23 protein-coding genes are annotated in these 25,491 nt (G+C 70.5%); 17 read left to right on the top strand and 6 right to left on the bottom strand.

Annotated features, from left to right (window positions below):
- Nucleotides 1-70: 70 nt before the first annotated feature.
- From qcrB to ctaE, 4 genes are read right to left on the bottom strand one after another with little or no spacing between them, the layout of a single operon-like run.
- A complete protein-coding gene (gene qcrB / locus WFJ01_RS06375; protein WP_336628560.1) occupies nt 71-1,882 on the bottom strand; it encodes a cytochrome bc1 complex cytochrome b subunit in 1,812 nt (603 codons plus the stop codon).
- Nucleotides 1,879-2,952: a cytochrome bc1 complex Rieske iron-sulfur subunit gene (gene qcrA, locus WFJ01_RS06370; RefSeq protein WP_251441894.1), complete on the bottom strand. Its 1,074-nt coding sequence runs from the start codon at nt 2,950-2,952 to the stop codon at nt 1,879-1,881. Before qcrA ends, qcrB begins: the two co-directional genes overlap by 4 nt.
- A 33-nt stretch (nt 2,953-2,985) precedes the next feature.
- On the bottom strand, nt 2,986-3,783 hold the full coding sequence (gene qcrC / locus WFJ01_RS06365) for a cytochrome bc1 complex diheme cytochrome c subunit (RefSeq protein WP_251441891.1): 798 nt from the start codon (nt 3,781-3,783) through the stop codon (nt 2,986-2,988).
- 21 nt (nt 3,784-3,804) lie between these two features.
- Nucleotides 3,805-4,437, bottom strand: coding sequence for an aa3-type cytochrome oxidase subunit III (gene ctaE / locus WFJ01_RS06360; RefSeq protein ID WP_442927998.1), 633 nt, complete (start codon nt 4,435-4,437; stop codon nt 3,805-3,807).
- 180 nt (nt 4,438-4,617) lie between these two features.
- Between ctaE and trpD the strand changes: the two genes are divergently transcribed.
- Nucleotides 4,618-5,682, top strand: a complete 1,065-nt coding sequence (gene trpD, locus WFJ01_RS06355; RefSeq protein ID WP_295034008.1) for an anthranilate phosphoribosyltransferase — start codon at nt 4,618-4,620, stop codon at nt 5,680-5,682.
- A gap of 17 nt (nt 5,683-5,699) precedes the next feature.
- Nucleotides 5,700-6,686 (top strand): PHP domain-containing protein, encoded by a 987-nt coding sequence (locus tag WFJ01_RS06350; protein ID WP_292886074.1) that lies wholly within the window; start codon nt 5,700-5,702, stop codon nt 6,684-6,686.
- A gap of 9 nt (nt 6,687-6,695) precedes the next feature.
- On the opposite strand, the gene WFJ01_RS06345 is transcribed toward WFJ01_RS06350, so the two are convergent.
- A complete protein-coding gene (locus WFJ01_RS06345; protein WP_336628559.1) occupies nt 6,696-7,631 on the bottom strand; it encodes a 5'-3' exonuclease in 936 nt (311 codons plus the stop codon).
- A gap of 294 nt (nt 7,632-7,925) precedes the next feature.
- Between WFJ01_RS06345 and rpsA the strand changes: the two genes are divergently transcribed.
- The 7 genes from rpsA (at nt 7,926) to WFJ01_RS06310 (ending at nt 15,670) form a co-directional block, all read left to right on the top strand.
- Nucleotides 7,926-9,383, top strand: a complete 1,458-nt coding sequence (gene rpsA, locus WFJ01_RS06340; RefSeq protein ID WP_251441879.1) for a 30S ribosomal protein S1 — start codon at nt 7,926-7,928, stop codon at nt 9,381-9,383.
- Between the two features lie 178 nt (nt 9,384-9,561).
- Nucleotides 9,562-10,773 (top strand): MFS transporter, encoded by a 1,212-nt coding sequence (locus WFJ01_RS06335; RefSeq protein ID WP_336628558.1) that lies wholly within the window; start codon nt 9,562-9,564, stop codon nt 10,771-10,773.
- A gap of 52 nt (nt 10,774-10,825) precedes the next feature.
- The gene (gene coaE / locus WFJ01_RS06330; RefSeq protein ID WP_336628557.1) at nt 10,826-11,434 is read left to right on the top strand and encodes a dephospho-CoA kinase; all 609 of its coding nucleotides are present in this window, start codon (nt 10,826-10,828) and stop codon (nt 11,432-11,434) included.
- Nucleotides 11,401-12,219, top strand: a complete 819-nt coding sequence (locus WFJ01_RS06325; protein WP_336628556.1) for a GNAT family N-acetyltransferase — start codon at nt 11,401-11,403, stop codon at nt 12,217-12,219. Before coaE ends, WFJ01_RS06325 begins: the two co-directional genes overlap by 34 nt.
- Nucleotides 12,220-12,453: 234 nt before the next feature.
- A complete protein-coding gene (locus tag WFJ01_RS06320; RefSeq protein ID WP_251441867.1) occupies nt 12,454-13,071 on the top strand; it encodes a hypothetical protein in 618 nt (205 codons plus the stop codon).
- Between the two features lie 154 nt (nt 13,072-13,225).
- Complete coding sequence (gene uvrB, locus WFJ01_RS06315; RefSeq protein ID WP_292886058.1) at nt 13,226-15,295, top strand: excinuclease ABC subunit UvrB; 2,070 nt, start codon at nt 13,226-13,228, stop codon at nt 15,293-15,295.
- 30 nt (nt 15,296-15,325) lie between these two features.
- The gene (locus WFJ01_RS06310) at nt 15,326-15,670 is read left to right on the top strand and encodes a TfoX/Sxy family protein (RefSeq protein WP_336628555.1); all 345 of its coding nucleotides are present in this window, start codon (nt 15,326-15,328) and stop codon (nt 15,668-15,670) included.
- A 29-nt stretch (nt 15,671-15,699) separates the two neighbouring features.
- On the opposite strand, the gene WFJ01_RS06305 is transcribed toward WFJ01_RS06310, so the two are convergent.
- On the bottom strand, nt 15,700-15,945 hold the full coding sequence (locus WFJ01_RS06305) for a hypothetical protein (RefSeq protein ID WP_292886054.1): 246 nt from the start codon (nt 15,943-15,945) through the stop codon (nt 15,700-15,702).
- Between the two features lie 45 nt (nt 15,946-15,990).
- On the opposite strand from WFJ01_RS06305, the gene WFJ01_RS06300 reads away from it, so the two are divergent.
- From WFJ01_RS06300 to uvrC, 8 genes are all read left to right on the top strand, one after another.
- Complete coding sequence (locus WFJ01_RS06300; protein ID WP_295034020.1) at nt 15,991-16,434, top strand: MarR family winged helix-turn-helix transcriptional regulator; 444 nt, start codon at nt 15,991-15,993, stop codon at nt 16,432-16,434.
- A gap of 57 nt (nt 16,435-16,491) precedes the next feature.
- Nucleotides 16,492-17,202, top strand: coding sequence for a DUF4129 domain-containing protein (locus WFJ01_RS06295; protein ID WP_336628554.1), 711 nt, complete (start codon nt 16,492-16,494; stop codon nt 17,200-17,202).
- Nucleotides 17,199-17,672: a hypothetical protein gene (locus WFJ01_RS06290; RefSeq protein ID WP_336628553.1), complete on the top strand. Its 474-nt coding sequence runs from the start codon at nt 17,199-17,201 to the stop codon at nt 17,670-17,672. Before WFJ01_RS06295 ends, WFJ01_RS06290 begins: the two co-directional genes overlap by 4 nt.
- Nucleotides 17,669-18,664 carry an AAA family ATPase gene (locus WFJ01_RS06285; RefSeq protein WP_336628552.1) on the top strand — a complete coding sequence of 332 codons (996 nt, stop codon included), beginning with the start codon at nt 17,669-17,671 and terminating at the stop codon, nt 18,662-18,664. The genes WFJ01_RS06290 and WFJ01_RS06285 overlap by 4 nt, the downstream gene beginning before the upstream one ends.
- The gene (locus tag WFJ01_RS06280) at nt 18,661-19,968 is read left to right on the top strand and encodes a DUF58 domain-containing protein (protein WP_336628551.1); all 1,308 of its coding nucleotides are present in this window, start codon (nt 18,661-18,663) and stop codon (nt 19,966-19,968) included. Before WFJ01_RS06285 ends, WFJ01_RS06280 begins: the two co-directional genes overlap by 4 nt.
- Nucleotides 19,965-20,477, top strand: coding sequence for a hypothetical protein (locus WFJ01_RS06275; protein ID WP_336628550.1), 513 nt, complete (start codon nt 19,965-19,967; stop codon nt 20,475-20,477). Before WFJ01_RS06280 ends, WFJ01_RS06275 begins: the two co-directional genes overlap by 4 nt.
- An 89-nt stretch (nt 20,478-20,566) precedes the next feature.
- Entirely contained in the window at nt 20,567-23,485 is a 2,919-nt protein-coding gene (uvrA, locus tag WFJ01_RS06270; protein ID WP_251441823.1) for an excinuclease ABC subunit UvrA, read from the top strand.
- Nucleotides 23,485-25,464, top strand: a complete 1,980-nt coding sequence (gene uvrC, locus WFJ01_RS06265) for an excinuclease ABC subunit UvrC (protein ID WP_336628549.1) — start codon at nt 23,485-23,487, stop codon at nt 25,462-25,464. Before uvrA ends, uvrC begins: the two co-directional genes overlap by 1 nt.
- Nucleotides 25,465-25,491 lie beyond the last annotated feature (27 nt).

Raw genomic sequence — 25,491 nt, 5'->3', positions numbered from 1 at the left:
CCGCGGGGGGGCGCGATGGCAACGACGAAGGCCCCGTCAGATGACGGGGCCTTCGTCGTGCGGGGGAGGGTTACTCGCCCTGCTCCTTCTTGGGCAGCGACTCCGGCGCGAGCGCGGAGCTCGGCGTGTTCGGCGTCTCGCTGACGTGCGTGGTGTCGACCGGCGCGATCTGGTCCTCGCTCACACCCGCGCGGGCGTGGGAGGCCACGATCTCATCGTGCGCGCCCTCGTTGACGTCGTGCAGCGCGTGGCGCTGGTGGGCGTCCGCGGCAGCGACCTCGGCCTGCGTGAGCGGGGAGAGGCGGTCCTCGAAGAACCAGCGCGACATCGACGAGCGCAGGTTCTGCGTCCAGGGGATGCGGCCCTTCGCGTTGGGGCGGACGACGAGCGGCTCGTACACCTCGGTGTCGATGAGCTTCCAGCGGTCGTACACGTCGACCGGCTTGTGCACCTCGATGAACTCGCCACCCGGGAGGCGGACGATGCGTCCGGACTCGTAGCCGTGCAGGACGATCTCACGATCCTTCTTCTGCAGGGCGATGCAGATCCGCTTCGTGACGAAGTAGCTGAGCACCGGGCCGATGAACAGCAGGGCCTGGAGCGTGTGGATCACGCCCTCCATCGTCAGCGAGAAGTGCGTCGCGATCAGGTCGGAGGATGCCGCCGCCCACAGGGTGGCGTAGAAGACCACGCCGGCGACGCCGATCGCGGTGCGGGTCGCCGCGGTACGGGGACGCTGTGCGATGTGGTGCTCGCGCTTGTCGCCGGTGAGCCACGCCTCGATGAAGGGGTAGACGGCGACGAGCACGATGAACAGGCCGAGCACGAGCACGGGGATGATGATCCCGAACGACCAGGTGTGGTCGAGGAACACCACGTCGAGGTTCGACGGCGCCAGGCGGAGCGCCCCGTCGGCGAAGCCGATGTACCAGTCGGGCTGCGTACCCGCCGAGACCGGAGAGGGGTCGTAGGGGCCGTAGTTCCAGATCGGGTTGATCTGGAAGAGCGAGGCGATCAGCACGATCACACCGAACGTGATGAACAGGAAGCCGCCCATCTTGGACATGTAGATCGGCATCATCGGGTAGCCGACGACGTTGTCCTCGGAGCGACCGGGGCCCGCGAACTGGGTGTGCTTGTTGATGACCATGAGCATCAGGTGCAGCACGACCAGGCCGATGACCAGCAGCGGCAGGATCAGGATGTGGAGCGTGTACAGGCGTCCGACGATCTGATCGCCCGGGAACTCGCCGCCGAAGAGCATGAACGAGGTCCAGGTGCCGATCAGGGGGAGACCCTTGATCATGCCGTCGATGATGCGCAGGCCGTTGCCCGAGAGCAGGTCGTCGGGGAGCGAGTAGCCGGTGAAGCCCTCGGCCATCGCGAGGACGAACAGCACGAAGCCGATCACCCAGTTCAGCTCGCGCGGCTTGCGGAACGCACCGGTGAAGAAGACGCGGAGCATGTGCACGCCGATGCCGGCCACGAACGTCAGCGCCGCCCAGTGGTGGATCTGACGGACCAGCAGGCCGCCGCGGATGTCGAACGAGATGCGCAGGGTGGAGTCGAGCGCGGCCGACATCTCCACGCCCCGCATCGGGGGGTAGGCGCCGGAGTAGTGCGTGGGCACCATCGAGGCCTGGAAGAAGAACGTCAGGAACGTGCCGGAGAGCAGCACGACGACGAAGCTCCACAGCGCGATCTCGCCGAGCATGAACGACCAGTGATCCGGGAAGATCTTGCGGCCGAGCTCCTTGACGAAGCCGGAGAGGCTCGTCCGCTCATCGATGTAGTTCGAGAGGCCGCCGACGAATCGGCCGCCCAGAGGCTCCTCCGAGGGCTTCTCCGAGGACTTCGGCTCGGTAACAGTTGCGGTGCTCAATGGCGCTCCCAGAAGCTCGGACCGACGGGTTCGTGGAAATCGCTCTGCGCGACGAGGTAGCCCTCGTCATCGACCGTGATCGGCAGCTGCGGCAGCGGACGCGCGGCCGGGCCGAAGATGACCTTGGCGTGCTCCGTGACGTCGAACTGCGACTGGTGGCACGGGCAGAGCAGGTGGTGGGTCTGCTGCTCGTAGAGCGCGACCGGGCAGCCGACGTGGGTGCAGACCTTGGAGTACGCGACGATGCCGTTGTACGACCAGCTCTTGCGCTCCTCGGACTCGATGAGCTGCTCGGGGAGCAGGCGCATGAGCAGCACGATCGCCTTGGCCTTCTCCTCGAGGTAGCCGTCCTCGTGGCCGATCTTCCCGAGCGGCTCGGGGATCACGTGCACGGCCGAGCCGATCGTGATGTCCGCGGCGCGGATCGGGGTGCCGTCGGGGTCGTGCGCCAGGCGCATGCCCTTCTCCCACATCGTGTGCTGCAGGAGCTTGACCGGCTGGCCCGCGATCGGGTTCTCCGGGGTGTCCTGGGGCGCGAGACCGCGGAACAGGGCCAGGCCGGGAACGACGGACGCCACGACGGCGGCGATGAGGGAGTTGCGGATCATGACGCGACGCCCGAAGCCGGACTCCTCGTTCGCGTCGGCGAACGCCTGGATGGCCGCCTCGCGGGTCGAGTCGCGACCGCGCGTCGGGTGGCGGTACTCGACGTGCTCCTTGTCGGCCATGATCGCCTTCGACCAATGGATCGCGCCGATGCCGAGGGCCAGCAGGGCGAGGGCGATGCCGAGGCCGATGAACAGGTTGTTGTAGCGCACGTCGATGAGCGAGCCGCTCTCGATCGGGAACAGCATGTAGGCGGCGACCGCCCAGATGCTGCCCGCGAGGGAGAGGTAGAAGAGCGTGTAGACCGTCCGGACGGCGGTCTTCATCGCCTTCGGATCCTGGTCGGTGATGCGCTCGCGGTGCGGGGGCAGTCCCGGGTTCTGCGCGGGATCGCTGACGTCGACGCTCAGCCCGGCCGGTGCCTGATAGGTCCGGTCAAGAGCGTGCGGGTCGTCGTGTGCCATGGTTCTCCTCGTACGTTCTTCGATATGCCGGCGTCAGTTGGACTTCGCCGTGATCCACACGGTGATGGCGACGAGTGCGCCGATTCCGAAGATCCAGATGAACAGGCCCTCCGAGACGGGGCCGAGGGATCCGAGATCCATGCCGCCGACCTGGGTCGCCTTCTGCTGGAAGAGCAGCGCGGAGATGATGTCGCGCTTGTCCTCGGGCGTCAGGTTCATGTCGCCGAAGACCGGCATGTTCTGCGGGCCGGTGACCATCGCCGCGTACATGTGCAGCGCGCTGGTCTTCATGAGGCCGGGGGCGTACTTGCCCTCCGTGAGGGCTCCACCGGCGCCGGCGACGTTGTGGCACATCGCGCAGTTGATCCGGAACAGCTCGGCGCCGTGGGCGACGTCGCCCTTGCCGTCGATGATCTTCTCGTCCGGGTAGGTCGGGCCGGGAGCGACCGACTGGACCCAGGCCGCGACGTTCTTGATCTGCTCCTCGGTGAACTGCGGGTGCTTCTGCGGGGCCTGCGGTCCCTGCATCTGCAGCGGCATGCGGCCCGTGGACATCTGGAACTCGACGGCCAGCTCGCCGACGCCGTAGAGGCTCGGGCCGGTCGCGGTGCCCTGCAGGTTCATGCCGTGGCAGGTCGCGCAGTTCGCCTGGAACAGCTTCTGGCCGTCCTCGGTCGACACCGCGGCGGTGACGGACGCCGGCTCGGTGGCGGCGAACGCCGCGCTCGCACCGGCGTAGACGCCGCCGGTGATCATCAGGCCTGCACCGATCAGCGCCGCTGCTGCCAGGGGGCTGCGACGGCCGGAACGGCGCTTCTTCTCACGTGCCATGTCGGGGATCCGCTCCGCTTCTTACTTGAGGAAATAGATGACGAAGAACAGCACGATCCAGACGACGTCGACGAAGTGCCAGTAGTAGGACACCACGATCGCGGTCGTCGCCTCCTTGTGCGTGAAGTTCTTGACGGCGAAGGCGCGGCCGAGGGTCAGCAGGAACGCGACCAGACCGCCCGTGACGTGCAGGGCGTGGAAGCCGGTGGTGATGTAGAACGCGGACGCGTACGAGTCGGCCGAGATCGGCATGCCCTCGGCGACGAGCTGCGAGTACTCCCACACCTGGCCGGACACGAAGAACGCGCCCATGATGAAGGTCACCCAGAACCAGGGGACCATGCCCCAGCGCTTGCGGCCCTTGTCGTTCACCGCCGTGTACGGCTGCATGCGCTCCGCGGCGAACACGCCCATCTGGCAGGTGAACGAGGACGCCACCAGGACCAGGGTGTTGATCGCGGCGAACGGCACATTCAGGTGCTCGGTGCGCGAGGCCCAGAGCTCCGGAGAGGTGCTGCGCAGAGTGAAGTAGATCGCGAAGAGTCCCGCGAAGAACATCACTTCACTGCCGAGCCAGACAATGGTTCCCACAGCCACCGGGTTGGGGCGCTTGATCGTTCTCGCCGCCGGGGCATACGTCGCTGAGGTCGTCACCTGTCCATTATGGCCGATCCGGGAGGCCGATTGTCGCACCGGCCGCGGCGGTTCAGCCCGTCGCAGGCTCGGTGCGACCTCGGAACCCGCCGCGAATCCCCTGAGAGCCGCGGCGTTGCGCGGGAGGGCGCGGATCCGCGACGGCGATCACGACTGCATCACATCGATAGGATCGCTGGCATGGCGGAAGCTCTGACCTGGCCCGATGTCCTCTCCACCCTCCTCGCCGGACGCGATCTCAGCGTCTACGAGTCCACCTGGGCCATGCGCCAGGTGATGCGCGGCCAGGCGACCGAGGCGCAGCTCGCGGGGTTCCTCGTCGGCCTGCGCGCGAAGGGGGAGACGATCGACGAGGTCGTCGGCTTCCGCGACGCGATCCTCGAGGCGGCCGTGCCGCTCCCGGTCTCCTCGGACGTCCTCGACATCGTCGGCACGGGCGGCGACCGCGTCGGCACCGTGAACGTGTCGACGACGGCCGCGATCATCATCGGTGCCACCGGGGTGCCGGTCGTCAAGCACGGCAACCGCGCAGCGAGCTCGTCGTCGGGTTCGTCCGACGTCCTCGGCGCGCTGGGTCTGCAGCTCACCCTCGACCCGCGGGCCGTCGCCGAGATCCTGGACCGCACCGGCATCACGTTCGCCTGGGCGGGGGCGTTCCACCCCGGCTTCAAGAACGCCGGCGCCGTCCGCGCCGAGCTCGGGGTGCCGACGGTCTTCAACATGCTCGGCCCGCTCTGCAACCCCGCACGCGCCGAGGCGAACGCCGTCGGCGTGGCCCAGCTGGACCGCGTGCCCCTCATCACGGGCGTGTTCCGCACGCGCGGCGCCACGGCGCTCGTGTTCCGCGGCGACGACGGACTGGACGAGCTGACGACCACCGGTCACAGCAGGATCTGGGAGGTCACCCGCGGCGACATCCACGAGCACGACCTGGATCCCCGGGACCTGGGCATCCCGCTCGCCGACCTCGCGGACCTCATCGGGGGATCCCCGGAGCACAACGCCGCAGTGCTGCGGCGCACGCTCGAGGGGGAGAAGGGGGCGGTGCGCGACATCGTGCTGTTGAACGCCGCGGCCGGGATCGTCGCCTACGAGCTGTCGCACGACGCGGCCCAGGCGCAGGTGCCGATCGTGCAGCGGCTGCGCGACGCGTACGGCCGGGCGGAGGCGGCCGTCGACGACGGCCGCGCTGTCGCGAAGCTGGACGCCTGGGTCGCGGCGTCGCGGGAGCTCGCGGCGGACTGAGCGGGCAGGAGGCAGGCATGGATCCCCAGGAGGCGCTGCTCGAGATCGCCCGGCTGCTCGAGCGGGAGCGGGCGTCGCGGTACCGCGCCAAGGCGTTCCGCGCCGCGGCCGAGACCTACGCGGGCCTTCCGGAGGACGCGCGACGGGATCCGGGCCGGATCCAGCAGGCGAAGGGGATCGGATCCTCCACGTTCGAGGTGATCCGCCAGGCGCTCGCGGGCGAGACGCCGTCGTATCTCGTCGAGCTGCGCGGCGAGGTCGAGCCGGAGATCGTCTCGGAGCTGCGCACGCGCCTGCGCGGCGACCTGCACGCGCACACCGAGTGGTCGGACGGGACGACGCCGATCGCGGCGATGGCCGACGCGGCGCGCGCGCTGGGGCACGAGTACCTCGCGATCACCGATCACTCGCCGCGGCTGCGCGTGGCGCGCGGCCTGACCGCGGAGCGCCTGCGGACCCAGCTGCCGCAGGTGCGGGCGCTGAGCGGGGACGGGCTCACGATGCTCACCGGCATCGAGGTAGACATCCTCGACGACGGGCGCCTGGACCAGGAGGATCGGCTGCTCGGCGAGCTCGACATCGTGGTCGCCTCGGTGCACTCCAAGCTGGCCATGGAACCCGCGCCGATGACCCGGCGCATGGTCGCCGCGGTCTCGAACCCGCGCGTCAGCGTGCTCGGACACGTCACCGGCCAGCTCGTGCAGGGGGATCGGGGCACGCGGCCGCCCTCGCGATTCGACGGCCGTGCCGTCTTCGAGGCGTGCGCCGAGCACGGCGTCGCCGTGGAGATCAACTCCCGTCCCGAGCGGCACGACCCGCCCGACGCGCTGCTCGCGCTCGCGCTCGAGATCGGGTGCCTGTTCTCGATCGACTCCGACGCGCACGCCCCCGGCCAGCTGTCGCTGCTGGACCACGGCGCCGAACGCGCCGAGCGCGCCGGGGTGCCCGCGGAGCGGATCGTGACGACGTGGGGGCTCGAGCGCCTGCTGCGCTGGGCCGGCTGAGGGGCCGGGTCAGGCCGTGCGGCTGAGCGCCTCCAGCGCGCGGGCCATCGACGTGCCCAGGTTCCAGCGCTCCGCGACGCCGACCGCGGCCGCGGTCTCCGCGGGGTCGAGCGGTCGCAGGGGCTCGTCGGGGACGGCGATGGGAAGCGCGGTCGCGACGCGCACCACGGTCGGGGCGACGTCGAGGTAGTCGGAGGCGGCGAGGATCTTCTTCGCGACGCCGGCCGACATGCCCTCCGCAGCCTCGGCCGCGGCACGGATCGACGAAAGGTCGCCGTGCACGGCGAGCAGGTTCGCGGCCGTCTTCTCGCCGACCCCGGCCACGCCGGGGAGCCCGTCGGACGCGTCGCCGCGCATCGTCGCGAAGTCGGCGTACTGGCTCGGGAGCACTCCGTACTTGCGCACCACCGCCTCCTCGGTGAGGTCCTCGAGGTTGCTCATGCCGCGGGCGGTGTAGACCACCCTGACTCCGCGGGCGTCGTCCACGAGCTGGAACAGGTCCCGGTCGCCCGTGATGATGTCGACGGGCATGTCCGCGACGGTCGCGAGGGTCCCGATCACGTCGTCGGCCTCGTGCTCCGCCACTCCGACGACCGGGATCCGCAGCGCCGCGAGCGCTTCGCGGATGATCGGGATCTGCGCTTCGAGCGGGTCGGGCACCTCTTCGACGTCCGCGCCGCCGGGCACGACCTCGACCACGCGGTGCGCCTTGTAGCTCGGGATGAGGTCGACCCGCCACTGCGGACGCCAGTCGTCGTCCCAGCAGGCGACGAGGTGCGTGGGCCGATAGGACGACACGAGCTTGGCGATCATGTCGAGGAGGCCGCGGGCCGCGTTGACCGAGGTGCCGTCCGGCGCCTTGACCGTGTCCGGCACGCCGTAGAACGCGCGGAAGTACAGGCTGGCGGTGTCGAGGAGGAGCAGCTTCGGCGCGGCGTCGGTCATCCCCACAGTCTGCCAGTGCTCGGCCGGTCCTGCGGGGGAGCGGGCGTGCGGGAACACGGCGCCGGTCAGCGGCGTTGTTCCCCGGGTGCGGGGAGGCGGTCCCGCGTCCGTGCGCCGGCTGCGAATGCGGTTTGCCGAGCCCGGGCGACCTGATAGCATGAAGTGTCACCCGCGGGGGCTTCCTCGCGCGTGCGTGACGAACAACACACATCCATTCCGCTGCGATGCGATCCTGTGCCCCCTCGAGGGCGTGCATCGCGGCCCGAGTATCCATCAACAAGGACAACCCACTACATGACTACCGCAACGGCCGCTCCGGCCACCAAGCAGGTCGCGATCAACGACATCGGATCTGCCGAGGACTTCCTGGCTGCGGTCGAGAAGACCCTGAAGTTCTTCAACGACGGCGACATCATCGAGGGCACGATCGTCAAGATCGACCGCGACGAGGTGCTGCTGGACGTCGGCTACAAGACCGAGGGCGTCATCCCCTCGCGCGAGCTGAGCATCAAGCACGACGTCGACCCCAACGAGGTCGTCTCCGTCGGCGACCAGGTCGAGGCCCTCGTCCTCCAGAAGGAGGACAAGGAAGGCCGTCTGATCCTGTCCAAGAAGCGCGCCCAGTACGAGCGCGCCTGGGGCGACGTGGAGAAGATCAAGGAGAACGACGGCGTCGTCACCGGTCAGGTCATCGAGGTCGTCAAGGGTGGACTCATCGTCGACATCGGCCTCCGCGGCTTCCTGCCGGCGTCGCTCATCGAACTGCGCCGCGTCCGCGACCTCACGCCGTACCTCGGCCAGGAGCTCGAGGCCAAGATCCTCGAGCTCGACAAGAACCGCAACAACGTGGTCCTGTCGCGCCGCGCCCTGCTCGAGCAGACGCAGTCCGAGTCGCGCACCACGTTCCTCAACAACCTGCACAAGGGCCAGGTCCGCAAGGGCGTCGTGTCGTCGATCGTGAACTTCGGTGCGTTCGTCGACCTCGGCGGCGTGGACGGCCTCGTGCACGTCTCCGAGCTGTCCTGGAAGCACATCGAGCACGCCTCCGAGGTCGTCGAGGTGGGCCAGGAGGTCACCGTCGAGATCCTCGAGGTCGACCTCGACCGCGAGCGCGTCTCCCTGTCGCTGAAGGCGACGCAGGAGGACCCGTGGCAGGTCTTCGCCCGCACCCACGCCATCGGCCAGGTCACCCCGGGCAAGGTCACCAAGCTCGTTCCGTTCGGTGCGTTCGTGCGCGTCGCGGACGGCATCGAGGGCCTCGTGCACATCTCGGAGCTGTCCAGCAAGCACGTCGAGCTGGCCGAGCAGGTCGTCTCGGTGGGCGAAGAGGTCTTCGTCAAGGTCATCGACATCGACCTCGAGCGTCGCCGCATCTCGCTGTCGCTGAAGCAGGCCAACGAGTCGGTCGACCCCTACGGCACCGAGTTCGACCCGGCCCTGTACGGCATGCTCGCCGAGTACGACGAGAACGGCGAGTACAAGTACCCGGAGGGCTTCGACGCCGAGACCGGCGCCTGGAAGGAAGGCTTCGACGCTCAGCGCGAGGCTTGGGAGCAGGAGTACGCGGCTGCCCAGGCTCGCTGGGAGGCGCACAAGGCCCAGGTGCTCAAGGCCGCCGAGGCCGAGGCCGCCGCGGGCGACGACTTCGGGGGCGCGCAGTCGTTCTCGAGCGACTCCGCCGGTGCCGGCACGCTGGCCGACGACGAGGCTCTCGCGGCTCTCCGCGAGAAGCTCTCTGGCGGCAACGCGTAAGCAGCCGATCCACGGAACGGGCCGTCACCTCGCCTTCGGGCGGGTGGCGGCCCGTTCCGCGTCCGAGTGCGGCCCGCCGGGTGCGGTCGGCTCGGACGCGGGGGCGTGTGAGGATGAAGGACATGGATCCTCTCGCATCGCACCCGCGCGCCGGCGCAGGAGCGCGGATCCGGATCCCGTGAGCTTCCCCGGCCATGCCCCCGGTTCCCCGCAGTACCGGAGACTCATCCTCGGCCTCTTCTTCGCCGGGATCGCGACCTTCGCGCAGCTGTACGCGCCGCAGGCGGTGCTGCCGCAGCTGGCCGCCGATCTGGGGGTCTCCCCGGCGACGGCCGCGCTGAGCGTCTCCGCGGCGACGCTGGGGCTCGCCGCCTCCGTGATCGGCTGGTCGGTGGTCGCCGATCGCATCGGGCGGGTGCCCGCGATGGCGATCGGCGTGATCGCGGCGACGGCGCTCGGTCTCGCCGCCCCCTTCGGCGGGAGCATCGTCCCGCTCCTCGCGCTCCGATGCGCCGAGGGCGTCGCCCTCGGCGCGGTCCCCGCCGTCGCCCTGGCGTATCTCGCCGAGGAGGTGGGGCCGCGGTATGCGGCAGCCGCGGCGGGAAGCTACATCGCGGGGACGACCGTCGGCGGGCTCGCCGGGCGGATCGTGTCCGGGCTAGTGGCCGAGGGGGCGGGGTGGCGGGCCGGCGTGTGGACGGCGACGGGCCTCTGCGCGGTGGCGACAGCGCTGTTCCTCTGGCTCGCGCCGCGCTCGCAGGGCTTCGTGCCCGTCCGTGCCCGGGCTGGACGGCGGGCGGGCGTCGCCACGCGCCTGCGGCGGCTGCTGGCCTCGCCTCGCCAGCTCGCGCTGTACGCTCAGGGGTTTCTGCTCATGGGCGCCTTCGTGGCGGTCTACAACTATCTGGGCTTCCACCTCGCGGCGCCCCCGTTCGCGCTTCCCGCATGGCTCGTGACCCTGCTGTTCGTCGCCTACCTCGCGGGAACGATCGCCTCGCCCTGGGCGGGTGTGCTCGCGTCGCGCGGCGGGAGGTATCCGGTACTGCTGGGCTCGATCGCGGTGATGGCGGGCGGTGCGCTGCTCATGCTGACCGCGAGCACGGTCGTCGTGATCGCCGGTCTCCTGCTCTTCACCGCGGGATTCTTCGGGGCGCATGCCGTGGCGTCGGGGTGGACCTCGGCCGCCGCCGAGCCCGAGAGCCGCGCTCAGGCGTCGTCGTTGTACTACTTCGCGTACTACGCCGGCTCGAGCCTGTTCGGGTGGGCGCTCGGCATCGCGTTCGGAGCCTGGGGGTGGAGCTGGTTCGCGGCGATCGTGATCGCGATGTGCGGTCTCGCCGCAGCCGCGGCGGGGACCGCGCTGCGCGGTGCCGATCCCTCCGCCCGCTGAGCCGCAGCCGTCGCCGCGCCGGCGGCGATCGCCCGCGTGCCAGACTGGCCTCATGCCCCTCATCGCACTCACCGGCGGCATCGCGTCGGGCAAGTCCACGATCGCGGCCCGGCTCGCGGAGCACGGCGCGGTCATCGTCGACGCGGATCGGATCGTGCGCGAGGTGCAGACGCCGGGATCCCCGGTGTTCGCGCGCATCGCAGCGGAGTTCGGCGACGAGATGATCGCCCCCGACGGTCAGCTGGACCGTGCCGCCCTCGGCGCCCGGGTGTTCGGCGACGCGGAGGCGCTCGGCCGGCTGAACGCCATCGTGCACCCCGCGGTGAAGGCGGAGTCCCAGCGTCGCTTCGCGGCCGCGAAGGAGGCGGATCCGGAGGCGGTCGTCGTGTACGACGTGCCGCTGCTCGTCGAGGCGCGCGCGGACGACCCCTGGGACCTCATCGTCGTCGCCGATGCGCCCGCCGCGCTGCGCGAGGACCGGCTCGTGCGGCAGCGGGGGCTGGACCGCGCCGAGGCGGCCAAGCGCATCGCCTCGCAGGTGCCGGACGAGCGACGGCGCGAGATCGCCGATGTGCTGATCGACACCTCGGGCGACCTCGCCGACACGATCCGGCAGACGGATGCGCTGTGGCGGACGCTGACCGGGGCCGCGCCCCGATGACCGGTCTCCTGTCCGCCTACGACGAGCAGTTGCGCGGAGCGGCTGAGCTGCGCGGCGCGGCCGACGTGCGCACGATCGGTCCGGTCGTCGTCGGGGTGTTCCCCGGAGGAACCGGGTTCGCGAGCTATCGCGATCTCGCCGGTCTCGGGGAGCGGCGGATCCGGTCTCTCGTCGGCGAGGTGCGCGCGCACTTCGCCGGATCGCCGGAGGTCGTGACCGCCGAGTGGAAGACCCGCGGTCATGACATCGCCCCCGGGCTCGACGCCGCCCTGCGGGATGCCGGCTTCGTGCCGGAGGAGGCGGAGTCGGTGATGCTCGGCGAGGCGGTCGCGCTCTCCGTCGACGTGCCGATTCCCGACGGCATCGTGCTCCGGGAGGTCCGCGACGCGGACGGCATCCGGGCGATGGAGCGGATGCAGGCGGAGGTCTTCGGGCATGGCGACGGCGACGCGCGGGCTGCGCACATGATCGCACGCATCGCGGCGGGCGACGACGTCGTGCTCTGGATCGCGGAGGCAGAGGGGCAGGTGATCAGCGCCGGAAGGCTGGAGCCGGTGCCGGGCACCGACTTCGCGGGGATCTGGGGCGGAGCGACGGTCGGGGAGTGGCGCGGACGCGGTGTCTATCGGGCGCTGACCGCGAAGCGGGCTCAGGCGGCCCTCGCTCGCGGCCTGCGTCTCCTGCACTCCGATTCGACGGAGTTCTCCCGTCCGATCCTGGAACGCGCCGGGATGCGCAAGGTCACCACCACGACGCCGTATGTGTGGGCCAGGGCGGACGGCTGAATCGGCGCATCACGGGGCGATTCTGCGCCGTCGGTTTGTTCACCTGCTTTGCACTATGTTGTCGACCGGTATATCCTGAAGGTTCGGGCAGTGCGGGGAAGCGCTGTGGGGACGCCGGCGAGAGCCCGGGAATCCGGCCATCCGCTGCGCCGCGTCTCCGTCGCGCATCGAACTCGCGAGGTGCGCGATCTCGGTTCCCGAGCCCTTCGGCTCGACCGATCTCTGGAGTGCACCATGACCGACGTCAAGAGCGGCTTCTCCCGCCGCACCATGATCAAGGGCGCCGCCTGGTCCGTGCCCGTCGTCGCCGCCGCGTTCGCCGCGCCGATGGCGGCAGCCAGTGCCAGCCCGCAGGCTGAGCTGCGCTTCTTCCTCACCGCGGGAGAGGTGATCGGGCAGGGCGCCTCCACCGGTCAGATCCGCTCGAACGGCGTGCGCATCTCGCCGGCCGACCCGAGCGCGCCCAAGGTGGTCGCGGCGGGGACCGTCTTCGAGATCACCATCGAATACCACGGGACGAACCCGGCGTTCGACTTCCTGAAGACGCCCTACGGGGTCGACTGGAACAAGCAGCAGAGCCAGGGCTGGACCTTCACGACGATCAGCTCGACCAAGCTCGTGCTGTCGTACGTGACGAGCGCCGACTCGACGGAGCCGACCGGGACCTCGTTCTCGTGGGTGCTCGATCCTTCCGTGCGCCCCGAGGACGGATCCATCACCTTCTCCGGTGTCGCCTCGATCGCGCGCGGCGGGGACTACCCGGACGGAGGCGTGATCCCGAACCTCATCGTGGACCCGAACGGCGGCACCGGCTCGCTGAGCGGTCCGACGGCGGGGTCCTGGCCCGTCTGAGCCTTCGCTTCGACCAGGGGCCTCCCGCCCGGTGCGGGAGGCCCCTGGTCGTCTCCGCGTCCGCTCCGGGAATCCGGGCGCGCCTCTCCTCAGCGGGATTCCGCTGGACGCGGATCCCGGCCCCGATGTCGGAGGGGCCGCCTACCCTGGAAGCATGCAACCCACACGTTCGGTCCGGCCGTTCGAAGTCGTCTCGGAGTACGCGCCCGCCGGTGATCAGCCGCAGGCGATCGCCGAGCTCGCGGCACGCATCAACGCGGGCGAGACCGACGTCGTCCTGCTCGGCGCCACCGGTACGGGCAAGTCGGCGACCACGGCGTGGCTCATCGAGCAGGTGCAGCGCCCCACGCTCGTGCTCGCGCACAACAAGACCCTCGCGGCCCAGCTCGCGAACGAGTTCCGCGACCTCATGCCGAACAACGCCGTCGAGTACTTCGTCTCGTACTACGACTACTACCAGCCCGAGGCCTACGTGCCGCAGACGGACACCTTCATCGAGAAGGACTCGTCGGTCAACGCGGAGGTCGAGCGCCTGCGGCACTCCACGACGAACTCCCTGCTCAGCAGGCGAGACGTCGTCGTCGTCTCGACCGTCTCCTGCATCTACGGCCTCGGCGCGCCGGAGGAGTACCTGCGCGCGATGGTCGCTCTGCAGGTCGGGGAGCGCTACGACCGCGATGCGCTCATCCGGCAGTTCATCGCCATGCAGTACAACCGCAACGACGTCGACTTCTCCCGGGGCAACTTCCGTGTGCGCGGCGACACGATCGAGATCATCCCGGTCTACGAAGAGCATGCGATCCGCATCGAGCTCTTCGGGGACGAGATCGAGGCGCTGTACTCGCTGCATCCCCTGACGGGAGAGGTGATCGCGCGGCTCGATTCGGTGCCGATCTTCCCGGCCTCGCATTACGTGGCGGGAACCGACGTGGTGCAGCGCGCCATCGGGCAGATCGAGGACGAGCTGACCGAGCGCCTCACCGAGCTCGAGCGCCAGGGCAAGCTTCTGGAGGCGCAGCGCCTGCGCATGCGCACGACGTTCGATCTCGAGATGCTGCAGCAGCTCGGGTTCTGCTCGGGCATCGAGAACTACTCGCGGCACATGGACGGCCGAGAGGCCGGAGAACCCCCGCACACTCTCCTCGACTTCTTCCCCGATGACTTCCTGCTCGTCATCGACGAGTCCCACGTCACCGTGCCGCAGATCGGCGCGATGTACGAGGGCGACGCCTCGCGCAAGCGCACCCTCGTCGATCACGGGTTCCGGCTGCCGAGCGCGCTGGACAACCGCCCGCTGCGGTGGGACGAGTTCACGAAGCGCATCGGGCAGACCGTCTACCTGTCCGCGACCCCCGGCAAGTACGAGATGGGCATCGCCGACGGCGTGGTCGAGCAGATCATCCGGCCGACGGGACTCGTCGATCCGGAGATCGTCGTGAAGCCGTCGAAGGGGCAGATCGACGATCTGCTCGAGGAGATCCGGATCCGCGTCGCCCGCGACGAGCGCGTCCTCGTCACCACGCTCACCAAGAAGATGGCGGAGGAGCTGACCGACTTCCTCGGCGAGCACGGTGTCAGGGTGCGCTACCTGCACTCCGACGTCGACACTCTGCGCCGCGTCGAGCTGCTCACCGAATTGCGGGCCGGTGTCTACGACGTGCTCGTCGGCATCAACCTGCTCCGGGAGGGACTCGACCTTCCCGAGGTCTCGCTGGTCGCGATCCTCGACGCCGACAAGGAAGGGTTCCTGCGCAGCGGCACGTCGCTCATCCAGACCATCGGGCGCGCGGCGCGCAACGTCTCGGGGCAGGTGCACATGTACGCCGACACGGTCACCGATTCGATGGCGAAGGCGATCGAGGAGACCGAGCGGCGCCGTGAGAAGCAGATCGCCTACAACACGGCGAACGGCATCGACCCGCAGCCGCTGCGCAAGCGCATCGCGGACATCACCGACGTGCTGGCGCGCGAAGGCGCCGACACCGCGGAGCTGCTGTCCAAGCGCACGAAGTCGGGGCGGGGCAAGTCGCCCACGCCGAACCTGCGCCGCGAGGGCATCGCTGCGGAAGGGGCGGTGCAGCTCGAGGAGACGATCGCGGACCTGTCGTCGCAGATGCTCGCCGCGGCAGGGGAGCTCAAGTTCGAGCTCGCGGCCCGACTGCGCGACGAGGTGCAGGACCTGAAGAAGGAGCTGCGGGCGATGGAGCGGGCCGGGCACGCCTGAGCCGCGGCGCGAAGAGGCGGAGGTCGGCGGATGGCGGATGCGGCGGTGATGGAGCTGGCGGACCGGATCCGCGCGCTCCTCGGCGGCGACGGCGAGATCGAGGAGCGGGCGATGTTCGGCAGCCGCGCGTTCCTGAGCGGCGGACGGATCCTGGTCGGCGCACGTGCGGGCGGGACCCTGCTGGTGCGCGTGGCGTCGGAACGGGCGGCTGTGCTGCTCACCGAGCATGGCGTGTCCCGGGCGGTGATGGGGGCGCGCACGATGAGCGACAACTGGCTCGACGTCGCCGCCGAGGTCGTCGCGGACGATGCGGCGCTCATGGAGTGGATCGACATCTCCCGGGAGGACGCGGACGACAACGGGCGCAACGGGTGATGCGGCGCCGCTGACGGGCTGCGTGCTCGTCAGGGGCAGTGCATCAGCGGCTTCGGTCCGCTGCGGTCGATCTCGTGCTCCGTCATCGGCGCGCCGCACAGCGGGCAGCCGCGTTGCGCGCGCTCCGCGGCAGAGGGCGGCGGGGTCGCCTCGTACGGGCCCACGGAGGCGGGGCCGGCGAACCGGATGAGGTTCGTGTTGATCCAGGCGTACAAGCCGCCCGCCTCGCGGATGCGCTGGCGGAGCGGCGGATGCTCGGTCGGAGAGTTCACCATAACCCTTAGTGTACTAATGATTAGGGCATTTGGTACCATCGGGTCGTGACCGAGACGACGACCGACGATCTGCTCCGGCTGGACAGTCAGCTCTGCTTCGCGCTGGTGACGGCGGCGCGCAACGTCGTCGCGATCTACCGGCCGATCCTCGAGCCGCTCGGGCTCACCCACCCGCAGTACCTCGCCATGCTGGCGCTGTGGGAGCAGTCTCCCCGGTCGCTCGGCGATCTCGCCACGGCGCTGGCCATGGACCCCGCCACCGCCTCGCCCCTGGTGAAACGGCTGGAGGCGGACGGCCTGATCGAACGGCGTCGCAGCACCTCGGACGAGCGTCGGCTCGATATCGCCCTCACGGAGAAGGGGGCGGGACTGCGCCGGAAGGCGCTGGACGTGCCGCAGCAGGTGATGGCGCGACTGGGCATGACGGTGGCCGAGGTCGAAGCCGTCCGCGATGCGCTCACCCGGTTCGCGGGGGCCGTGGAGCTCTGACGCGCCGCGGGACGGCGACACCGCAGACGCCGGTGCGGCACCGCATAGGGTGAGGGCATGGTCCGCGCCGACCCGCGTCATCGCACGCTCCCGCTACCGGGAGCGCTGGCGATCGTGGTGCTGGTGGCGGTGCTGCTCATGGCCGTCGCATCGCTGCAGGGCGTGCCGAGGTTCGGCGAGATCGGACTCGGCGGGCCGATCCCGCAGCCCGCGCACACCGCGACTACGCAGGCGTCGGGGGCACCGATCCCGCAGGAGCTGCCCGGGAACCCGGTGTGGGCGACCATCGCCTCGGTGATCGCGGTCCTCGTCGCGCTGGCCGGGCTGGCGACCCTCGGCTGGTTGCTCTGGCGTGCGATCCGGGCGCTCTGGTCGGCACGCCCGCTGAACCGTCGAGCCGGCGGCGACGTCGGCCTCGGCCGGAGCACGGCGGCCGCGGAGGAGGCGGTCGATGCGGAGAAGATCCGCGATGCGGCGGCGGACGCGCAGGGGGCGATCGAGGCCCACCGCGATCCTGGCGATGCGATCATCGCGGCCTGGGTGAGCCTGGAGGAGGCGTCCGCGCGCTCGGGCCGCCGAAGGGCGGACTCGGAGACGCCCGGAGAGTTCACCGTGAGGATCCTGAGTGGCAGGCCCGGTCTCGACGCCGAGCTGCGCACGTTGCTCGGACTCTACGAATCCGTGCGCTTCGGCGGCTGGTCGGCGGACGAGGACGCACGGGGAGCGGCGCGACGCTGCCTCGCCGCGATCGAGGAGGGGTGGCGATGAGAGGCCGGGTCCTGATCGTCGTCGTCTGGATCGCGCTCGGCATCCCCGTCGCCCTGCTGCTCGCGTTCCTCGGCGTCCCGCTCGAGTTCGCGGTCGCCTGGATCCTCGTCTTCGCCGCGGCGCTCCTCATCGCCCGGCAGAACTTCCTCGACGAGTCCGGCCCGTGGCCGCCCGCACCTCCGGACATCCCTCGCCGGGGTTCGGACGTGTCCCGCCTCGCCTGGTCGATCGACTCCCGCACCGGCGCGGTGGGGCCCTCGCTGCGACAGCGGATCACCGCGCTCGCCGACCGGCGCCTCCGTGCGCACGGCGTGCAGCTCGACACGGCGGAGGCGAGCGCCGTCGACGCCGTCCTCGGCCCGGGGGTGCACGCGGCGCTCACCGGGCCGGTCCTGCGGCGCGCAGAACTCGAACGGCTCCTGCAGGCGCTGGAGCACGACCCCGTCCCCTCGACCCTGGAGAGACCATGATCCCGGAGCAGACGAACGGCGACGTCGCCTCGATCACGCAGACGGCCGCACGCGTCCTCGAGGGCGTGCGCACCGCGGTGGTCGGCATGGACGAGCCGCTCACGCTCGCCCTCGCTACGATCCTCGCCGGCGGGCACGTGCTGTTCGAAGACGTCCCAGGCCTCGGGAAGACGCTCGCCGCCCGCAGCCTCGCCTCCGCGCTCGGGCTGGAGTTCCGCCGGCTGCAGTGCACCCCGGACATGCTCCCAGGGGACGTCACCGGCTCCTTCGTCTACGCCCCGGACACCGGCGAGTTCCGGTTCCGTCCGGGGCCGATCTTCACCGGACTGCTGCTCGCGGACGAGATCAACCGGACCACTCCCAAGACGCAGTCGGCGATGCTCGAGGCGATGGCAGAGCGCCAGGTGACCGTCGAGGGGCGGCGCTATCCGCTGCCGGAGCCCTTCCACGTGATCGCGACCTCGAACCCGATCGAGTACGAGGGCACATATGCGCTGCCCGAGGCCCAGCTCGACCGGTTCATGGTGCGTCTCGCGGTGGGGTATCCGGACCAGGACGACGAGGCCGGCATCGTCGCTCAACGGGTCCGACGGCAGCGCGAGCTCGCCGAAGTGGCGGCGGTCATCGATGCGGCCGAGCTGATCCGGATCCAGGCCGAGGTCGAGCGGATCCACGTCGAGCCGGATCTCATCCGCTACGCCGTCGCGCTCACCCGCGGCACCCGCACGGCTCCGAACGTCGCCGTCGGGGCCTCGCCGCGCGGATCCCAGGCGCTGATCCTGCTCGCGCGGGCCGTCGCCGCCGTCGAGGGGCGCGGCTACGTGCGCCCCGACGATCTGAAGCGCATCGCTGTCCCGGTGCTCGCGCACCGGCTCACTCTCACGCCCCAGGCCTGGGCGCAGGGAGTGGATCCGGCGGCGGTCGTCGCCGCCGTCGTCGGCGCGACCCCGGTCCCGCCCACGGTCGCGGGGGAGAGCGCGATCCGCGCATGACCGAGGACCGCCGCGTGCAGAGCGCTCCGCTGCGCTGGTACAGGACGCCGGTGCTCGCCTGCGCGCTCGCCGGGGGCGTGCTCCTCGCCGGTGCCGGGCTCGTGCTGGGCCGGCCGGATGTGATCGCGACCGGCCTGCCGCTCGCCCTCGCCGGCGTGTGGGCCCTGCTGCGGCCGCCGAGGGCCGGATCGGTGGGAGTGGCGCTGAGCGTGGATGTCGAGGCCGACCCCGGCACCGTGGCGGGGCGGGTCGACGTGTCCGGTGCGGCGGAGTGGTTCCAGCTCGTGATCGATCAGGGCGGCGAGCGCACCGGGGCGGTCGAGACGACGGCGGGCACGGCGGCGACGACCCGCACCAGGCTCCTGCACTCGGGTCCGGCGGAGGCACTCGCGGTGACGGCTCGCACCCTGCACGCGGACGCCTGCTGGGCGAGCGCGGCGGCCCTTCGGGCGGACGCGATCTGGAACGCCGCTCCTCGCGTGCGTCCGACGGCGGAGCTCCCGCTCTCGCCGCGTCTGCTCGGCCTGCACGGCGGGCACGAGGGGCGTCGCGGCGGCACCGGCGGGGACTTCCGCGACATCCATCCGTTCGCGCCGGGCGATGAGCTGCGCCGCGTGGACTGGCGCGCCACGGCACGCATGGCGAGGCGTCCAGGCGACCTCCTGGTGCGGAGGACCAACGCGCTCAGCGACAGCGCGGTCGTGATCGCCCTGGACGCGGCCGACGACCTGGGCGCCGTCGTGGCGACCTGGGGGAGCGGCGCCACCGCGCGCAGCGGACCGACCTCGATGGATCTCGGGCGGGAGGTGGCGCTGTCCGTCGCGACTTCGGCCATCGGCGACGGCGACCGCGTGGCGTTCCATGCTCTGACGCCGGGCGGACGCTCGCTGCGCAGCGGTTCCGGCGCGCGCCATCTCGAGCGGCTGCGCGGCGTGATCGCCGGCACCGGGCCGGACGGCGACGGCACGCGCTTTCGGCGCACGCCGCCGGTGCCGCCGGGATCCATCGTGTTCGTGCTGTCCACGTTCTTCGACGGGGCGGCGGCGGATCTCGCGCTGCGGTGGAGCGCCGGAGGCCAGTCGGTGGTCGCGGTCGACGTGCTGCCGCAGCCGCAGACGGACCGCTTGACCCCCGCTCAGAACCTCGCGATGCGGACCCTCCTGCTCGAGCGGGCGGGAGTGCTGCAGGATCTGCGCGGCGCCGGGGTCGAGGTCGTCTCCTGGGCGGCCGACGATGCCGTGACCGAACTGCGGGTCGCGGCGCGCCGCGCGCGTCGGACGCACGGACGAGGGGCGCGGCGATGATGCGACGGCACGAGATGCGGGTGCCGGGAGCCGTGCCCGGCGCGGTGCTGCGCCTCGGGGCCGCCGCGGTCGTCCTGGGCGGCGTGCTGCTGCTGAACCCCTATCCGATGTGGCGCGCGATCGCGACCATCGCCGTGGCGGTGGCGGTGCTGCTCCCGCGGTCCCTGGCGTCCTGGGCCGGGATCGCGTGCCTGGCCCTGGGGGTGATCCTGGTCGAGCCGTCGCCGGGGCGGACCGCGATCGCCGTGCTGCTCATCCATCTCGCGCACGTGCTGTCCGCCTGGGCCTGGGCCGTGCCCTGGCGCTCGCGGATCCGGCTCGTCGTGCTGATTCCGGGCATCCGTCGCCTGCTGGTGATCCAGGCGATCGCGCAGTCGGCCGCACTGCTCGTGGTCCTCGCCGTCCCGCCCCTGCACGGCCCGGGCTTCGCCTGGCTCGCACCGCTCGGAGCGGCCGTGCTGACGGCGGCCAGCGCCCTCGCCCTGCATCTGTCGTGGGGGAGGGGCTGACCTCGTCCGGCACCCCCGCAGGCCTCGACGAGCCGCCGGTACCCGGGGCTCCCGGAGCCAATGTCGGTGGCCGCTCCTAGACTTGACGGGTGCCGATCGTACCCGTAACCAGCCCTGGAAGACTCAGCGTCCGTGGCGCTCGTGTCCACAACCTCCGCAACGTCGACCTCGAGATCCCGCGCGATTCCCTCGTGGTCTTCACCGGCCTCTCCGGGTCCGGGAAGTCGAGCCTCGCCTTCGACACGATCTTCGCCGAGGGGCAGCGCCGATACGTCGAGTCGCTCAGCGCCTACGCCCGGCAGTTCCTCGGCCAGGTCGACCGGCCCGACGTCGACTTCATCGAGGGACTCAGCCCTGCGGTGTCGATCGATCAGAAGTCGACCAACCGCAACCCGCGCTCGACGGTGGGCACGATCACCGAGATCTACGACTACATGCGCCTGCTCTGGGCGCGCATCGGCGTGCCGCACTGCCCGCAGTGCGGCGAGCGCATCCAGCGTCAGACCGTGCAGCAGATCGCGGATCAGCTCATGGAGCTGCCCGAGCGCACCCGGTATCAGATCGTCGCGCCCGTCGTGAGCCAGAAGAAGGGCGAGTTCGTCGACCTGTTCCGCGAGCTCGGAGCCAAGGGCTACGCGCGGGCGATCGTCGACGGCGAGCTCATCCAGCTCGCCGAGCCGCCCGTGCTCAAGAAGAGCTACAAGCACGACATCGGCGTGGTGGTCGACCGGCTCGTCGCCGCTCCCGACCTCCTGGGCCGGGTCACGGACTCTGTGGAGACCGCGCTCGGACTGGCCGGGGGCGTCATCCAGGTCAACTTCGTGGACGAGGAGGGCGACGACGCCTGGCAGTCGTTCTCCGAGAAGCTGGCCTGTCCCAACGGGCACGCGATCACCCTCACCGAGATCGAGCCGCGCACCTTCTCGTTCAACGCGCCGTTCGGCGCCTGCCCCGCCTGCTCCGGACTCGGCACCCGGATGTCGGTCGACCCCGACCTCATGCTCGGCGACGAGTCGCTGTCGATCCGCGAGGGCGCGATCATCCCCTGGACGACGCAGGGCAAGGGACTGTTCCAGTACTACGAGCGCCTGCTCGAGGGGCTTGCCGTAGATCTCGACTTCTCGCTCGACACGCCCTGGCAGGACCTGCACTCCGATGTGAAGGAGGCGGTGCTGCACGGCGAGAACTACAAGGTCACCGTCAAGTGGAAGAACCGGTACGGCCGCGAGATGCGGTACTCGTCCGGCTTCGAGGGTGTGGTGCCGTACATCGAGCGCCAGTACCAGCAGGCCGAGAGCGACACCCAGCGCAGCCGCTGGGGCGAGTACCTGCGCGAGGTGCCCTGCCCGGTGTGCGACGGCGACCGGCTCAAGCCCGAGGTGCTCGCCGTGCAGGTGCACGGGCACTCGATCGCCGAGGTGTCCCACAAGAGCCTCGCCGAGGCGCAGGACTTCATGCAGCGTCTCGAGCTCAGCCCGCGCGAGGCCAAGATCGCCGCGCAGGTGCTGCGCGAGATCCGCCTCCGTCTCGACTTCCTGCTGCAGGTCGGCCTGTCCTACCTGAATCTCAGCCGCTCCGCCGGATCGCTCTCCGGCGGCGAGGCCCAGCGCATCCGTCTCGCGACCCAGATCGGATCGGGACTCACGGGCGTGCTGTACGTGCTCGACGAGCCGTCGATCGGCCTGCACCAGCGCGACAACCGTCGTCTCATCGAGACCCTCCTCACACTGCGCGATCTGGGGAACACGCTGATCGTCGTCGAGCACGATGAGGAGACGATCGAGGCCGCGGACTGGGTGGTCGACATCGGCCCCGGCGCGGGCGTGAACGGCGGACTCGTCGTGCACTCCGGTCCCTATGAGGCTCTGCTGCGCGAGAAGTCCTCGATGACGGGCGACTACCTGGCGGGGCGCCGCGAGATCCTCACGCCGAAGAAGCGGCGCCGCATCGACCGCAAGCGCATGCTCAGCGTGGTCGGTGCGAAGGAGAACAACCTCCGCAACGTGACGGCGGACTTCCCGCTCGGCGTGCTGACGGCCGTCACGGGCGTGAGCGGATCGGGCAAGTCGTCGCTCGTGAACGACATCCTCTACCGGGTGCTCGCCTCGCGGCTGAACGGTGCGCGCACCGTGCCGGGCAAGCACACCAGGGTCACGGGGCTGGACAACCTCGACAAGGTCGTGCACGTCGACCAGGCCCCGATCGGCCGCACCCCGCGGTCCAACCCCGCGACCTACACGGGCGTGTTCGACCGGATCCGCACGCTGTTCAGCGAGACGCCGGAGGCCAAGGTCCGCGGCTATCAGCCGGGGCGGTTCAGCTTCAACGTCAAGGGCGGCCGCTGCGAGGCGTGCTCCGGTGACGGCACGATCAAGATCGAGATGAACTTCCTGCCCGACGTCTACGTGGACTGCGAGGTGTGCCACGGCAAGCGGTACAACCGCGACACGCTGGCGGTGCACTACAAGGGCAAGAACATCGCCGAGGTGCTGGAGATGCCGATCGAGGAGGCTGCGGAGTTCTTCGAGCCGATCCAGGCGATCCACCGCTACATGAAGACCCTCGTCGACGTGGGTCTGGGCTACGTGCGGCTCGGCCAGTCGGCGACCACGCTGTCCGGCGGCGAGGCGCAGCGCGTCAAGCTCGCCACCGAGCTCCAGCGCCGCAGCAACGGCCGCTCGATCTACGTGCTCGACGAGCCGACGACCGGTCTGCACTTCGAAGACGTGCGCAAGCTGCTCGAGGTGCTGAACGGACTCGTGGACAAGGGCAACACGGTCATCGTGATCGAGCACAACCTCGACGTCATCAAGTCGGCGGACTGGGTGATCGATCTCGGTCCCGAGGGCGGGTCCGGCGGAGGCCAGGTCATCGCGACGGGCACGCCGGAGCAGGTCGCGCGCAACGCCGACAGCCACACCGGCGCGTTCCTCGCGGAGATCCTCGACGCCTCCGTCGCCGCCGGGCGGCCCGGTGCGCGGCGGGCGCTCGAGCGCAAGGCGGGCTGATGGCCGCAGAGCTTCCGTACAAGCCGAGGCCCGGAGAGATCCCGACCGATCCCGGCGTGTACCGGTTCCGCGACGCGCAGGGGAGGGTGCTCTACGTCGGGAAGGCGAAGAACCTCCGTCAGCGGCTGTCCAACTACTTCGCTCCGCTGCGCACTCTGCACGAGCGCACGCGGCGGATGGTCACCACGGCGGCGTCCGTGGAGTGGACGGTCGTGCCCACCGATGTGGACTCGCTGCAGCTCGAGTACATGTGGATCAAGGAGTTCGATCCGCCCTTCAACGTGCGCTACAAGGACGACAAGTCCTATCCGTTCATGGCGATCACGCTCGCCGACGAGGCTCCGCGCGTCATCGTGACGCGCAATCGGCGGATCCCGGGCGCGAAGTACTTCGGCCCCTATCCGAAGGTGTGGACCGTCCACGACACGATCGACCAGATGATCAAGGTCTTCCCGATCCGCACCTGCAGCGACGCCAGCTATCGCAAGGCGATGGCGACCGGCCGGCCGTGCTTCCCCGGTCAGATCGGCAAGTGCGGCGGCCCCTGCTCGATGACCGTGACGATCGCGGAGCACCGTGCGATGGTCGACGACTTCATCGCGTTCATGGAGGGCGGCGACGAGCGCTTCACGCGGGACCTCACGCGGCGGATGCAGGAGGCGTCGGCGGCGATGGACTACGAGAGCGCGGCGAAGTACCGGGATCGGCTCGCGTCGATCGACGCGGTGCTGGGGCGCAGCGCCCTCGTGCTGCCCCAGGACGAGGATGCGGATCTGTTCGGCATCGCCGAGGACGAGCTGTCGGCTGCGATCCAGCACTTCGTGATCCGCGGCGGACGCGTCCGCGGTGTGCGCGCCTCGACGCTCGACAAGGAGATCGACATCGCAGGCGCCGATCTGGTCGACCAGATCCTGCAGCGGGTCTACGGGGAGGCGAACGGCGAGCAGGTCCCGCGAAGGGTGCTCGTGCCGGCGCTGCCCGACGACTCGGCAGAGCTGGAGGAGTGGCTGCGGGAGCGCCGCGGGAAGAAGGTCGAGATCGCTGTCGCCCAGCGCGGACAGCGTGCCGAGCTGATGCGGAATGCGACCCTCAACGCCCAGCAGGCCCTGATCCGCCACAAGACGCGCCGATCGAGCGACTACACGACGCGCACCCAGGCGCTCACCGATCTGCAGGAGGCGCTGGGGCTCGACGAGGCACCGCTGCGCATCGAGTGCTACGACATCTCGCACCTGGGCGGCACGAACGTCGTGGCCTCCATGGTCGTGTTCGAGGACGGCCTGCCGCGCAAGGACCAGTACCGCTCGTTCAACATCGCGGAGACCACCGACGACACCGACTCGATGTACCAGGTGCTGCGCCGCAGGCTCGCGCACATCGACGCTCCCGAGGAGGCCGAGGAGGCTCCCCTGATCGGCGAAGACGGCGAGGAGCTGGTGGTCTCCGAGCGACGTCGGCCACGGTTCGCGTATCCGCCCCAGCTGCTCATCGTCGACGGAGGCAAGCCCCAGGTCGAAGCGGCCGCGCGTGCCCTCCGGGATGCCGGACGAGCCGACATCGCCCTCTGCGGCATCGCCAAGCGGCTCGAGGAGCTCTGGCTCCCCGGCGAGGACTACCCCGTGATCCTGCCGCGGACCAGCGAAGCGCTCTACCTCGTGCAGCGCCTGCGCGACGAGGCCCACCGGTTCGCGATCATGCACCAGCGCAAGCGGCGCAGGCGCGACATCGCCTCGATCCTCGGTGAGGTCCCCGGTCTCGGAGCGGCGCGGATCAAGGCCCTGCTGCGGCACTTCGGCTCCGTGGCGGCGCTGCGACGCGCGACGACGGCGGAGATCCAGGAGGTGCAGGGCATCGGGCCCGCTCTCGCCGACGCCATCCGCGCGCATCTCGCGGGCTCCGCCGGAGAACCCGTGCCGGTGACGGCGGGAGACGGCGTCGGATCCACTTCCGGTGCGTCGTCGACCCCGGCTTCTGGCTAGGCTGGAGCAGAGCGAGGAGGAGAGCAG

The organism is Microbacterium sp. MMO-35, from assembly GCF_037147555.1.
In the GTDB taxonomy this organism is placed as follows: domain Bacteria; phylum Actinomycetota; class Actinomycetes; order Actinomycetales; family Microbacteriaceae; genus Microbacterium.
The sequence above is the reverse complement of the archived record's forward strand: the minus strand, read 5'-3'. Positions and strand labels throughout refer to the sequence as shown.